Source organism: Halodesulfovibrio marinisediminis DSM 17456, assembly GCF_900129975.1.
GTDB classification, from domain to species: domain Bacteria; phylum Desulfobacterota; class Desulfovibrionia; order Desulfovibrionales; family Desulfovibrionaceae; genus Halodesulfovibrio; species Halodesulfovibrio marinisediminis.
In genome coordinates this window covers 203,364-216,010 of the sequence record NZ_FSRG01000006.1, presented here as the reverse complement: position 1 = coordinate 216,010, position 12,647 = coordinate 203,364, and the positions used below count along the sequence as shown (strand labels likewise).

General features: G+C 46.9%; 9 protein-coding genes. 3 read left to right on the top strand and 6 right to left on the bottom strand.

The features are described from left to right. Positions 1-157: 157 nt before the first annotated feature. Together BUR09_RS12240 and BUR09_RS12235 are read right to left on the bottom strand one after the other, a co-directional pair. Positions 158-1,228, bottom strand: a complete 1,071-nt coding sequence (locus tag BUR09_RS12240; RefSeq protein WP_074217235.1) for a branched-chain amino acid aminotransferase — start codon at positions 1,226-1,228, stop codon at positions 158-160. 236 nt (positions 1,229-1,464) lie between these two features. Beyond that, the gene (locus BUR09_RS12235; RefSeq protein ID WP_074217234.1) at positions 1,465-2,466 is read right to left on the bottom strand and encodes a hypothetical protein; all 1,002 of its coding nucleotides are present in this window, start codon (positions 2,464-2,466) and stop codon (positions 1,465-1,467) included. 263 nt (positions 2,467-2,729) lie between these two features. On the opposite strand from BUR09_RS12235, the gene ybgF reads away from it, so the two are divergent. Genes ybgF through BUR09_RS12220 form a run of 3 tightly spaced genes read left to right on the top strand, consistent with a single transcriptional unit; the run spans position 2,730 to position 6,413 of the window. Then, a complete protein-coding gene (ybgF, locus tag BUR09_RS12230; RefSeq protein WP_074217233.1) occupies positions 2,730-3,737 on the top strand; it encodes a tol-pal system protein YbgF in 1,008 nt (335 codons plus the stop codon). Between the two features lie 9 nt (positions 3,738-3,746). Beyond that, complete coding sequence (dprA, locus tag BUR09_RS12225) at positions 3,747-5,399, top strand: DNA-processing protein DprA (protein ID WP_074217232.1); 1,653 nt, start codon at positions 3,747-3,749, stop codon at positions 5,397-5,399. Between the two features lie 48 nt (positions 5,400-5,447). Then, on the top strand, positions 5,448-6,413 hold the full coding sequence (locus tag BUR09_RS12220) for a tyrosine recombinase XerC (protein WP_074217231.1): 966 nt from the start codon (positions 5,448-5,450) through the stop codon (positions 6,411-6,413). Between the two features lie 444 nt (positions 6,414-6,857). Here BUR09_RS12220 and BUR09_RS12215 read toward each other — a convergent pair whose 3' ends face one another. The 4 genes from BUR09_RS12215 to BUR09_RS12200 all read right to left on the bottom strand — a co-directional run bounded on the left by BUR09_RS12215 (position 6,858) and on the right by BUR09_RS12200 (position 12,391). Further along, entirely contained in the window at positions 6,858-9,434 is a 2,577-nt protein-coding gene (locus BUR09_RS12215; protein ID WP_074217230.1) for a TIGR03960 family B12-binding radical SAM protein, read from the bottom strand. Positions 9,435-9,514: 80 nt separating this feature from the next. Continuing rightward, entirely contained in the window at positions 9,515-9,868 is a 354-nt protein-coding gene (locus BUR09_RS12210) for a hypothetical protein (RefSeq protein WP_074217229.1), read from the bottom strand. Between the two features lie 71 nt (positions 9,869-9,939). Continuing rightward, entirely contained in the window at positions 9,940-11,124 is a 1,185-nt protein-coding gene (locus BUR09_RS12205; protein ID WP_074217228.1) for an MFS transporter, read from the bottom strand. Positions 11,125-11,317: 193 nt separating this feature from the next. Continuing rightward, positions 11,318-12,391: a phosphotransacetylase family protein gene (locus tag BUR09_RS12200; RefSeq protein WP_074217227.1), complete on the bottom strand. Its 1,074-nt coding sequence runs from the start codon at positions 12,389-12,391 to the stop codon at positions 11,318-11,320. Positions 12,392-12,647 lie beyond the last annotated feature (256 nt).

Sequence of the window (12,647 nt, the reverse complement as noted above, 5' to 3'; positions counted from 1 at the left end):
CTTCCCTCGCAGTTAAAAGTCTTTGGAGAGTCCAGAGAACCTTTCTACAGAAAGGTTCTCTGGCCGCCGGAGGCAGAAAGGTATCATAATCTTACTAGAGGCAATAAAAAAAGGCGCCCAAACGGACGCCTTTAGTATGACCAAGAATCAGAGACAATTAGTAGCGAGGAACTTTAGCGAGCCAGCCTTCTGGTGCTTCGGTGTCGCCACGCTGCATGCTTACGTATTTTTCGTAGATAGCGCGGGTGTGCTCACCGATTTCGCCGTTACCTACTACGTATTCTTTGCCTTCATCGGTTACGTATTTACCTACTGGGGTAATAACTGCAGCGGTACCGAAGCCGCCAGCTTCGATGATCTCACCGTTTTCGATCTGCTCAAGGAAGTCAGCAATTTTGATGCGTTCCTGACGAGCATTCGGGAAGAGTTCCAGCACGGACTGAGATGTGATGGACTTAAGGATAGTGTCGGTAAACTCAGGAATGATGATAGAACCGTCTTTCTTGATGTGGAAGTGGTTCATTGCGCCAACTTCTTCAAGGTAGGTATTGGTTACATCAAGGTAAAGTACCTGAGCGCAGTTTTTAGACTTTGCGAATTCCTGTGCACGCAGGGAAGCAGCGTAGTTACCACATGCTTTAGCAGCGCCGGTGCCACCTGTGGTAGCGCGGTGGAACTTTTCGGTTACGAGTAAGGTAACAGTGTTGCTGAAGCCGCCAGCGTAGTAAGGCCCACTTGGGGAAAGCATGATACAGAATGTGTATTTTGAGCTTGGATGTACACCAAGGGAGTCCTGAGTAGCGAACATGAACGGACGGATGTACAGAGAAGATTCTTCAATCTTTGGACACCATTCACGTTCAACGTCGAGCAGGCGGTTAAGAGCATCAATCTGTAGATCGACTGGAATTTCAGGCATGCAGAGAATTCGTGCAGACTCGTTCAGACGTTCTGCGTTTTTGTCGAAGCGCCAGGTGTAGAGTTCACCATCACGCTGAAATGCTTTTGCACCTTCAAAAATAGCCTGACCGTAATGGAGTACCATTGCGCCAGGAGCGATAGAGAAGTCCTGATAAGGAACAATGCGTCCGTCTTTCCACTCGCCGTCTTCGTATTCGCAAACGAACATGTGGTCACTACGCATTTGGCCGAAAGAAAGGGTTTCAAGACCTTTCAAGCATCCGTGGTTCCGTTTCTCTTCAGGGAGCAAATCAAGTTTAAAATCCATTCCAGAATCCTCTTCTAGCCGGTTGCATACCGTTTATAATTAAATTGGCAGGGTGCCAATAATCACTCAATCTGAAGAATTTTTGAACAGTTTGACATATGTTGTCAACGACTTTTGTACAAAAGTGTAACATTTGTAGTGTTAAAAGTTGTTTCTATTTGTTTGAAAATAAAGACAAAAAGAAAGCCCGATCCAGTATGGTATCGGGCTTTCCAGAAAAATGCACTGATTTGTAGCTAGCTTACAACAGCTGGAGCCATGGTCATCATAATGCCCATGTAAGCTGCAAGTAGCAGGCTGATATCGGCAATAAGCATAAGAATAGCAGCACAGTAGATGCTGATTTTTCTACGCATTGGTGTTGCACACAAGACAATGCATGACCAGAGAAGGCAGGCAATAACCGGCAGAACAAGAGCAAATGCCCATGCCATGAAAATTGGGTTTTCCAGCAGTTCTGACAGCAAGCTTATGGACATGGTTTCAATTAGTACGGGCAGGTGGGTCTTAGAAAGCAATACAACGGATGCTGCAAGCTGAAGCAATGCGCCTCCGAAAGACCATTTAGCCGCGTATGGCATTGCAAATTTGTAGTAGTCACGACCAAAATCGTCTTTGTTTCTGCGTGCAAGCAGGTAGACTTGTGCGAAGGTTCCGCACAGGGCGAAGCCCATAATGAAACCAAGGCCGGTGAACGTGAAGAAAGCTTCAGAATTTGCTGCCGCAACAAGTGCTGTTAAGATTTCAAGCGATGTTCCAGTGGAAGGAAGGAAATGCTCAATAGACTGTAAGATGTTTGCAACCATTACCATGCTGAGAACAGCACAGAAAGAAAAGATAAAGCTTAACAGTCCGATAGACATATGCGCACCTTTCTGTTTGCGCATAGTTTTCCAAACTTTGAAGTATACGATTGAAACCAATGAGGCGAGTACGGTAACGCCAGCTGTTATGATAATTGGCAATTGATAAGGGCCTTGTAAAATAACCGGATCAATTGTCAGGTAGCGGGTAACAGCGAGTACAAGTACAGCCAGAGCTGTGCCACCGAAAACGAGACACATGCGTGTGATCTGTTTTCCGAACTTATCGTAAAAACTCTTTTTTTGTGATTTTGCGATACCTTGGCTGATAACAGAAATAAGAGGAAGAGACGGCACGGCAAAGATTGTCAAAATGACTAAAATGCCGGCAAGTCTAAGTCCTAAAAACTGAGGGTCGTTGAGTAGCGTATTCATGCTACAAGAACTCCTTTGGATGCATTTACACGGCTTCTATGCCGGGCAATGGTTTATTGCACCATTTGTACGCGAAAATCAAGTTTTCCAATGAAATCAGTATGCACTAAAAAAGGTGTAACAGGTGTTCTTTCTTGAAAAAATAACTTCAGTTGAAAACGGATTGCAGGTATGCTGCGCGTTATATTGGGTTATAAGTACAGTTACACACTGTTATATCTAAAAATAGCTTGGTAGCAACGGGCAGGCGCAGAGGAGCTGTAATGATAAGGCGGTTGTTTGTAGGTTCTGTAATATTGGTATGTTGCGGGTGCAGTGCCGCCAGCACGAATACAGAAGTAGCCAGTACCAAATGGCGTATGGAAAATTTGGAACAGCGCTTTCTTGATTTTAGAGAGAAAGCTGCGTTGCGTGAAGCTGGACTCTCAAGCCGAATTGCAAAGCTGGAGAAACAGTTGGGGCTTCCTGTGCCGAAAAAAGATGAAATGCTTGCTTCATCTACTCAACTGACGCCTGATGTACATGTTTTTATATCACCTACCAGTTCGAATGATGAAAAAAAGAGTGCTACTGTAAACAATAATACCTTAATGCCAGAAAATATGAAGTTATCTGGCGAAAAAAATAAGGATGAGGATACGTTAAATAGTAAGACAGATATTCCTGCCCCTTCTGTCTCACAAGATAAGGCTTCTACTCAAACTGATTTGAAAAAATCTGCAGGTTCTGCTTCATCTCATAAACCTGTCGTTAAGGGCGTATCGCCTGTTGAACAAAAGACCACAGGTTCATCCAGTGTGAAAAATGCAACCAAATCTGCTGTTACACACGCTTCAAACAAGCAAAGCACGGTCTCCTCTGCATCGCCTAAGAAAGCTGTGGTGATTCGTACAAAGAAAACAGGTTCAACCTCCATGTATAAGCACGGCTTGCAGCTTCTTTGGAAAGGCCGTCATGTGGAAGCTCGTGAGCGTCTAGAAGAATTTTTGACTGAATTCCCGTATGACCCTCTTGTGCCTAATGCTGTGTACTGGGTGGGGGAGTCATTCTATTCACAAAAAGACTATATCATCGCTGTTGATTTGTTCCGTGAGGTGCTGCGTCGTTTTCCAGATAGCAACAAGGCTAGCGCAGCAATGTTGAAAATTGGTTATTCCTACGAGCGACTGGGGCAAATGTCTGAAGCACGCAGGTCTCTTCTTAAAGTTGTTGAGAAGTACCCAAAATCAAATGAAGCACGTCTTGCCCGTAAAAAGCTTTCCGGTATTTAGTAAGTTAGTATGAATGCATCTCCTGTAAGCTGTCTTGCGACATTGTCGGAAGAAAGGCGTGAAGAATTTTGGGCGTCGTTGGCGCTTCGGTATACCGCAGGCATCGGGTTTCGAACAGCAAAGCGACTTCTGGTTGAATTTGGTTCTGCCAGTGCTGCTTTGAAAGATATTAAAAACTGGTCATCACGGGCATCAATTTCTGCAAAAGTGGTTGAGGCAGTATTGAGCAACCGCTGGCGTGAACAGGCTCGTAAGGAATGGGATAACGCCGGTCAAGTTGCTTGTGAGGTGCTGCTGTGGTCAGATTCTGACTATCCTGAATTGCTACGTGAAATTCCAGACCCACCTCTGTTCCTGTACTACAAAGGTGATGCTTCCCTGCTGAAAAATCCGGCAATCGGGGTTGTTGGCTCCAGACGTTGTTCGAACGACGGAATCCGTACTACAGAAATGCTTAGTAAAACGCTTTCTGCTTCGGGGGTGACTACGGTTTCCGGCTTAGCGCGAGGCATTGATTCTGTGGCGCACGCCAATGCTCTTTCGGGCTGGGGGAGTACTGTTGCTGTGCTTGGTACTGGCATATCGCATGTCTATCCGCCGGAAAATAAAGACCTGTTTTTTGATGTGGCGGAGCAAGGTATTATTGTCACAGAATTTCCTCCTAACATGCCACCGGAAGGGCGTAATTTCCCACTCAGAAACCGCATTATCAGTGGACTGTCTTTAGGAGTGCTTGTTGTTGAAGCGCTGTCGAAAAGCGGCAGTCTTATTACCGCACGTCATGCTTTGGAACAGGGGCGAGAGGTCTTTGCGGTTCCAGGGCGCATGCAGTCTCGCACTTCATCCGGTTGTCATGAGCTTATCCGTCAGGGAGCAACTGCAGTGTTCTCGTGTGACGATATTCTTGTATCTATCGCGCCGTTGCTCGGAATTTCGCTTGATAACTTCACTAGAACAGGAGATATCGCATCTGTAAGCTCTTCTGTTCAGCCTTCTGCTGCCTCACCATTACCAGATTTTCCAGAATTTAAGGAAGATGTGAACGTTGCCGAAGTTGGCGCAGCGTCGGAATTAACTGCCATCGATACAGAGTCAGGCATCTCTGCTTCGGGGCAGAGTGCATCTGAACAAGCTGTGCCTGACATGGACTCTCAAGAGCCGATCATGAATGAGTCTGTTGATGTGGATATTTCAACGGTTGAATGGGACGTAGCTGACTGTACAAATCCAGAATCTAATCAAGAGCTAAGTATTGAAGAGCAGCTTCGTTCTATACCGGAAGTTATCGAGATTCCGTTGAGCAGCCCTGCTGAATCTGTGGCGTTCGTTGCAGATGGAATTAGTGCCGATGAAGCGACTTCGTTAGAATCAAAATCAACTGAAGTTGAGCCTGATTTGAGTGCTGACGAAGGGGTAGAGCTTCCAAAGGCAAAGCTTCTGGTGCATGCGGATATTTTACCGCTTGAAGAAAAAGTGATCGATCTAGATGCCCCTCTTGAAGATCAGATTATTCTGCTGCTTACCGGTGAGGAGTCGGTGCATATTGATGTGCTCAGTAGAATGCTCTTTGTTCCAGCATCAAAGATAAGCACTGCTTTGTTAATGCTGGAGGTTTCCGGACTTGTACAGCAGTTGCCGGGGATGAAGTACAAAAAGGTGTAGATGCCTTAAGATATTTTTTTGTAAGCCGCTGTTGCGATGGAGAAGAACATGTTTGCGGATGATACGTTTGATGGTGAATTACCGGAACTTCCGGATATGGCTGAAATGTACATAGGGCATCTGAGTATCGAAAAAGGGTATTCTGGCGCTACTGTGGAAGCTTACGCGCGTGATTTGCACCAGTTCGAAACGTATCTGCACCGTACACAGAATACGCTTGATCAGCCGGAAAAGATTAAACGTGAACATATAAGAGGCTTTCTAGCTGAGCTACATCGGGTTCAGTTGGGTAAGACCTCCATGGGACGTAAGCTTTCTGCGCTGCGCGGTTTTTTTAAGTACATGGCAAAACGTAAACTTATTCAGAATATTCCTACAGAAGGCGTACGTAACCCAAAGGCGCCGCAAAAGCATCCGACTGCGCTCAATGTAGACCAGACATTCGAAGTGTTGAACAAAAAGAAGCAACTCGTAGCTGAATCTACTCGTAAGCGTGCGTTCAAGGAAGAGCAGCTGCTCCGAGATCTCGCACTCGCAGAGCTTCTTTATGGTTCAGGTCTGCGTATATCCGAAGCTCTTCGGCTTAACGTTCATGACATCAACGTGAATTCAGGCATAGTTCGTGTCACAGGTAAAGGTGATAAAGAGCGCGTTGTGCCTCTCTCTGATACAGCCAAGGAAGCCATCAATGCATGGGCTTCCGTACGTGACAAGCTCGACCCATCAGGACAAGAGCTAGCCTTGTTCCTTGGTGCTCGTGGCGGTAGACTCAATAGACGTCAGGCTGCGCGTATCATTGAAGACCTTTGTAAGCGCGTTGGACTGCCGCAAGCCGTATCGCCGCATAGTCTGCGTCATTCCTTCGCAACGCACCTCCTTGAAGCAGGAGCCGATATGCGTAGCGTACAAGAATTACTTGGTCACGCGCGGCTCACAACTACGCAACGGTACACTCATCTCACTATCGCTAAGCTTGTCGAGGTCTACGACAAGGCGCATCCGGGCGGGAAGTAGTAAGAATATGCCTCCGGCAGGTCTTCGACGAGCCTCCGGCGGCTGGGGAAAACCTTTCTGTAGAAAGGTTCTTCCCCAGACCCCTTTCCAAAGACTTTTAACTGCGAGAATAGCACGTTTTTTATGACTGCCTCGCGGCTAAAGCATCATTACCTTTCTTCGAAAATAATAACTGACCGTTGTATTAATAAAATAATGCGTTTTTTACTATAGAAAGGTAGCTATCTCGCGGCTACCAACGAGCTTTATAACGATACTTTTTCGCTCCTAAAAGTTTTAGGAGAGCCCAGAGAAGCCCTTTTACAAAAGGGTTCTCTGGCCGCCGGAGGCAAAGCCCCGCAGAATCGCCGAAGGCAAGACGCTCCAGCGCCGCAAGCATAAAAGAACAAAAGCCCGTCACAATGTGACGGGCTTTTGTTTTACTACCTAGTAGCTAATCAGCGATTAAGGCATGTGCTGATCGAGCTTGGTCATCTTGAAGTCGAGGACATCGAAGCCTGGTGTGATGGCTTTTACGATGTTGACCGGAGATACGTAGATCTCTGACCAATCAAGGGTGATGGTGATATCTTCTTCGTTGAAGATAACTTTTGCGAACACTGGACGTACGTCCATGGTGCGTTCACCTTTCTTGGTTTCACGTGTCCACATGATGGACTCTTCTTCGAGCATGTCTTTGAATGCTTGGATGAAGTCCGCTTCACGTGCTTTGTCGCCCACGTATTCTACTTTGAAGGTCTCAGCGTATGGCTGAGCCTGTTTTTTCGCCATTGTCAGCTTTTCTACAGCTACTGGATGCATACCGGTAGGGAACGCTGAAATGAGTTTTTTGAATACCTCTTCCGGTGTGAATTCTTCACGCAGGAATATGTTCACCCATTCTTTTTTACTAGCTACGCCGATTGGCAGAGCACGGCCGAATGAGATGAGCGGCAGTGGATGGAATCCTTGAGAGAAAGTGAGCGGAAGCTCAACTCGACGGAAGATGCGCTCAAAAATGGACTGCAACTCGAGCTGTGAAAGGAAGATGGATGCATCTTCTTTGGTGTACCAGATGCGCATGTGCGCAGCTTTTACAGTAAGATGCTCTGCAAGCTTTGGTGGCTTGTTAGTTGCTGATGCCTTGATGACTATTTTACCATTGTCATCCAGCTCGATTTCGTGTGCTTTTTGATCTCGTGCTTCGTTGTTGAGAACGTTCTGGTATTTTGTGTCTGGGGTAAGACGCTCCAGCTCAGACTCTTTTGCACCTTTATCACAGGCACCACAGACTCGGCATGCACCGTAACGGCAGTCTTCAGTTACTTTTTCTTCTTTTGCGCGCTTAAGTTCGCGAAGGAGGAAGTCTTTAGTCACACCGTTGTTGAGATGATCCCACGGGAGAGCTGCGTCAAGGGCGCGAGCGCCTGTGTATTCATCAATGGTGAGACCGTGCTCTTCGAGTGCTTCAATGTATGGCTCGAGAGAGAAGTGCTCAACCCAGCTGCTGAATACAGCACCTTTTGCGTATGCAGTTTCAACAACGTCTGCAAGGCGGCGGTCACCGCGGGAGAAGATGCCTTCGAGAAGACTGGATTCCGGTTCATGCCAGCGCATACGCATGCATTTTTCCTGCTTGAACTTGTCACGAAGGTAGTAAATGCGGTTGCGGATTTCGTCGTAAGAAATTTGTGCTTCCCACTGGAACGGAGTGTTCGGCTTAGGTACGAACGGAGAAATGCCTGCGGTAACCTGAATGCGCTTGCCTGCTGCACCGCGCACTTTACGGCAAAGTTCAACTATCGCATCGAGGTCTTCGTAAGTTTCAGTCGGCAGACCGATCATGAAGTACAGTTTAACCTGCTGCCAGCCGTGCTGGTAGAGCTTACGTACGTGGGTGATGATAGCTTCTTCAGTGATGCCTTTGTTGATAACGTCACGTAGACGCTGGCTACCAGCTTCCGGCGCAAGTGTCGCGCCTGTGCGGCGAATGGAAGCCATTTTGTCCATGATGTCATCATCAATGGAGCCTACACGCAGGGACGGCAGGGAAACAGAAACTTGTTCCTGTGCACAACGATCTACGGTGTTCATAAACAGCTCTTTGAGGGCTGAGAAGTCACCTGTGGAAAGGGAAAGGAAAGAAAGATCGTCGTAGCCTGTGGTTGTGAGGCTTTCCTGTACGATTTCTTCAATGTTCACTACGGAGCGTTCTCGCGCAGGGCGGTAGGTCATACCTGCCTGACAGAAGCGACAACCGCGGGTACAACCACGTCCAATTTCCAGCGCAAGGCGGCTATGCACCGCGCCGAAAGGGATCGGTTGGCTTGTAGGGAACTTTGCGTCGTCCATCTGCGGCACTACGCGGCGTGTAGGACGCGGGTTGATGTCTTCGGTCGGCTCGAGCACGGTGCCTTCTTCTTTTGCTTCAAAGAAGGAAGGTACGTATACGCCCGGAATTTTAGCTGCACGAAGAAGAAATTCGTGTCGGGATGTGTTTTCTTTTTTGCACTGCTCAAGTGTTTCGAGCAGTTCTACCATCATGAATTCGCCTTCACCGAGGGTCATGAGATCCATGAACGGTGCAAGCGGCTCGGCAGATAAGGTACAGCCGCCGCCAGCCATGATGATAGGGGTGTCCAGTGTGTCGCCACGGTCTGCTGCACGGTATGGAATTCCGCTTAAGTCAAGCATGTACAGGATGTTGGTGTAGCACAGCTCGTGGGTAACATGGAAACCGATCATGTCGAGGTTGCCAAGCGGGGTGTCGGATTCCAGCGTTGCAAGCGGGGTGTTATGGTCGCGAAGCACCTGTGCAGTTTCTACGCATGGGGTAAATACACGCTCGGCCCACCAGTTTTCTCGTTCGTTGAGAATTCCGTAAAGAATTTTTTGACCAAGGTATGACATACCCACTTCGTACATATCTGGGAATGCAAGTGCTACATGGATGGAGATGTCTTTACCCTGTTTGTGAATGGTTCCCTCTTCAATACCGAGGTAACGGCTTGGTTTTGGAACCAATTGCAGCAATTCACGCATGGAATGTCCTTATATATTGTGCAAAATAGGTAAGAGGCGACACTGCTGCCGCCTCTTAGGAAACATATTGATGTAACTAACTATTTTTTCAGAAGCTGGGAGATGTCGGTAACGTTACCGCCTGCGCCGCCCTGAAGGTCGAGGTTGCCAAGACCACTGGTGGAAACGGTAAGGTTGGAAGTAGCTTCCAGATATTTTGTTTTAAGATCTTCCGGACACTCTTTGTATTCGTAGATTACGTGTGCGGTAGAAATTTTAGCGTCGAAATCTTGCTCAAACGGGTAACCGAAAGGCAGGAGCATCATCTGAACGCCTTGCTGAGTAGGGACAGTCTGCAAAACAGCAACGTCGGTAAGCATACCTTCTTCAACATTTGCTTTGCCAATGAGCATGTCTCCGCTCACCAATTTAACTAATTTAATTTCATAAGCCATGTTCTGCTCCTTAAAGTAAGTTCCGGCTTTAGGTAGGTATTCGTTGTGCAACTGTCAAGTTATTCAGTGTGCTAATCTGTTGATGGCGTAATAAATAGTGCAACTATACTTGCGAAGGTCAGCGCACTAAGAATGCCGAAACCGACCTCAAAGGAGAGTACGTCTCCGCAGTATCCCATAAAGTTCGGCATGATACCGGCACCGATAAAGCCGATAAACGGCATTGTAATTGCGAGCACGAGAGACTGTTCTTCCGATGGAAAGAAATCTGAAAAAAGCTTGAAAATTACAGGAAACAGAATAGCCGGAAATAGCGGCTGAGCAATGATTGCCGCAGATAGGGCTACACCTTGCATGGTTGCCATAAGCGCGAGGGAAATTCCGCTTAGTGTGAATCCTGTGAACAGGAGCGGCTTCACGCCTGTTTTGCCCGCTACAAAGCCTGCAGAAAGTGCCATTACCGGTGTTGCCAGTCTGGATATAGCCAGCAGGCTGTTTGCGTCGGCAGTGGTCATGTTTTGTTGGTCGACCAGAAATAACGGTAACACATAATATGGCGCTATTTCCAGTGTTAGCCCTATGCCTGCAAGGGTAAAGAAAATCCATGTGTTGCGCTTGGTCAGTATGCGTTTGAGTGTGGAGAAACGTGGAGGAGCACCATGGTCATGACCTCCTTTGCACAGAAGAGCAAAGAGGAGAGCAAGCAACATGGCAGCTATACCAACGTAACGCATTGCACCACGCCAGTCCGTGAATGAGAGCATAATTTCCACGATGAATGGCGCTGTAATAAACGCAATGTTTGGCGCAAGTTCATGAATTGAAAAAGCTTTGCTTAAGTCTTCTTTTTTTACCATTGATGCAAGCGTTGCCATTCCGGACGGAAAATACAGTCCGGCGGAAAGTCCAAAACACAATAGCCCTAACTGAAGTTGCAGATAGGAGGTTGTCATGGATAACAGGGCAAAGCTTGCTCCAGAAAAAAATATGGATAGTGTGATGATGGTCTTATGCGTGATGTGTGTGGCGAGAAAACTGCTGGCAATAAGGCTGAGGCTTAGTCCCAAAGAGCGAACTACAAGCAGGCTTGTAGTAAGTGTGTACGAGAAGTTAAATTCTTTTTGAATAGAAACAAGCAATGGCGACAATAACGCACGTTCAACGCAGTTAACGTAGAAAATAAGCGCAAGCAGGCATAGATACGGAAGTACCTTTTGAAAAGGCAATGCGCTGTGTGGCGTGCTATTCGTAGTCATTCATTGTTCACATGGAATGTTAAATATAGCTGAAGATGAATACCCCTGAGAAAGAGGAACGGAGCTTGTTTAAGCCGCTGGTTATTGTAAACAACGTGCTGGTATCGTAGGAAAAAGTTTTTGGAAGGGGGTCTGGGGGAGAACCTTGTTTCAACAAGGTTCTCCCCAACCGCCTGAGGCAACAATCTAAAAATTATTTATCTTCCAGTCCCATACATTCTTTAATGTAATCGAAATCGATGGAAGAGCTTACAAGCTGAGCACCCTGACGGATTTTAATAACATCACGTAACTTGTGTCTGGAAAGAATAGCTTCCATTTTCTTAGCTACGGTGTAGGTGTCGTCGCGTACTACAACGATAGGAATATTCAGTACCTCTGAGCGGGTAAGAATAATATCGTTAGGGTATAGGTTACCTGTCAGCACGAGGCACGGGCAGTTGCCTTCAAGGGCAACAAGCTGCACGTCTGAGCGGTCACCACCAACGATAACTGCTGAGTTTTTATTCTTTCTGAAGTGTGTCATGAAGTTTTCAACCTGCATGGTGCCGATGAGGAAGTTTTCTACTACTTTCTCAGACTTGGACGCGCAGGAGATAACTCTGCCGCCGAGGCGCTCTGCGAGATCACTTACTTTGATAGCGCCCATGAGCGGATCTTTAGGAATAACACCGAGCACTTTAATACCGTTTCGCTCAAGGAACGGTTTGATAAGGCCGTCCACTTCATTCATAAAGCTGGATGGGATATCATTCAGGATAACGCCTGCAAGGCTGTCTCCAAGAACATCTTTGAGGACGACAAGGTAGTCGTAGTTGAGTTCTTTATCCAGACGGTCAATGACGATGATCGGCAGACCGAGTGCTTTGGCAACGCGCATGCCGTCGATGTTACAGTAGCGGCCGGAGTACATGGAGCCGGAGCCGGCAACAATCATCGCGTCTTTATCTTTGGAAAGCTGTTCGTAGCCGGTCTTGATTGACGGCATAAGATCGTCAAATTGTCCGCTGAAGGCTCGAACTTTAAAGTCCTGAGTAACAACAACAGGGCTTACGAATTCCGGTGGAGCGTCCTGTCCAAGAATGTCTTGAACAAAAAAAGCATCCTGATCACCAAGTACGCCGTCGCGTTCTTCCGGTACAGCACCAACAGGCTTCATGTATCCTACATCAAACCCTTCTTTTTGAAGACGCAGGCCAATGCCCATAACAACCATGTTTTTGCCGGAATATCCGGATGTTGAGCCAATGTAGATTCCTGCAGCCATTGCGTCCTCCTGTCAAAACTTTATATGATCTCTCTGTGTTATGTATGCTCAAACGAGCAGAAGTTACTAACACAGCTATCGGGACAATATCATAAAACGTTGCCAGCCGTGAATAGACGACGGGCAAAAAAAGCATAATGTTGTGCATAAAGCAGGTTAAGCTGGAATGCGATGAATACTTTGCCGTAATATAATAGAGAAAATCAAGGAAGATATTCAATGTTTTTCGGTTTTGATTGTATGAGGGGGGCTCGGT

Excerpts from the sequence above, each read along its gene's own strand:
- BUR09_RS12210 (WP_074217229.1), bottom strand. The coding sequence starts at position 9,868 with ATGGCTTATGAAATTAAATTAGTTAAATTGGTGAGCGGAGACATGCTC.
- ybgF (WP_074217233.1), top strand. The coding sequence starts at position 2,730 with ATGATAAGGCGGTTGTTTGTAGGTTCTGTAATATTGGTATGTTGCGGG.
- BUR09_RS12240 (WP_074217235.1), bottom strand. The coding sequence starts at position 1,228 with ATGGATTTTAAACTTGATTTGCTCCCTGAAGAGAAACGGAACCACGGA.
- dprA (WP_074217232.1), top strand. The coding sequence starts at position 3,747 with ATGAATGCATCTCCTGTAAGCTGTCTTGCGACATTGTCGGAAGAAAGG.
- BUR09_RS12215 (WP_074217230.1), bottom strand. The coding sequence starts at position 9,434 with ATGCGTGAATTGCTGCAATTGGTTCCAAAACCAAGCCGTTACCTCGGT.
- BUR09_RS12220 (WP_074217231.1), top strand. The coding sequence starts at position 5,448 with ATGTTTGCGGATGATACGTTTGATGGTGAATTACCGGAACTTCCGGAT.
- BUR09_RS12205 (WP_074217228.1), bottom strand. The coding sequence starts at position 11,124 with ATGACTACGAATAGCACGCCACACAGCGCATTGCCTTTTCAAAAGGTA.
- BUR09_RS12235 (WP_074217234.1), bottom strand. The coding sequence starts at position 2,466 with ATGAATACGCTACTCAACGACCCTCAGTTTTTAGGACTTAGACTTGCC.
- BUR09_RS12200 (WP_074217227.1), bottom strand. The coding sequence starts at position 12,391 with ATGGCTGCAGGAATCTACATTGGCTCAACATCCGGATATTCCGGCAAA.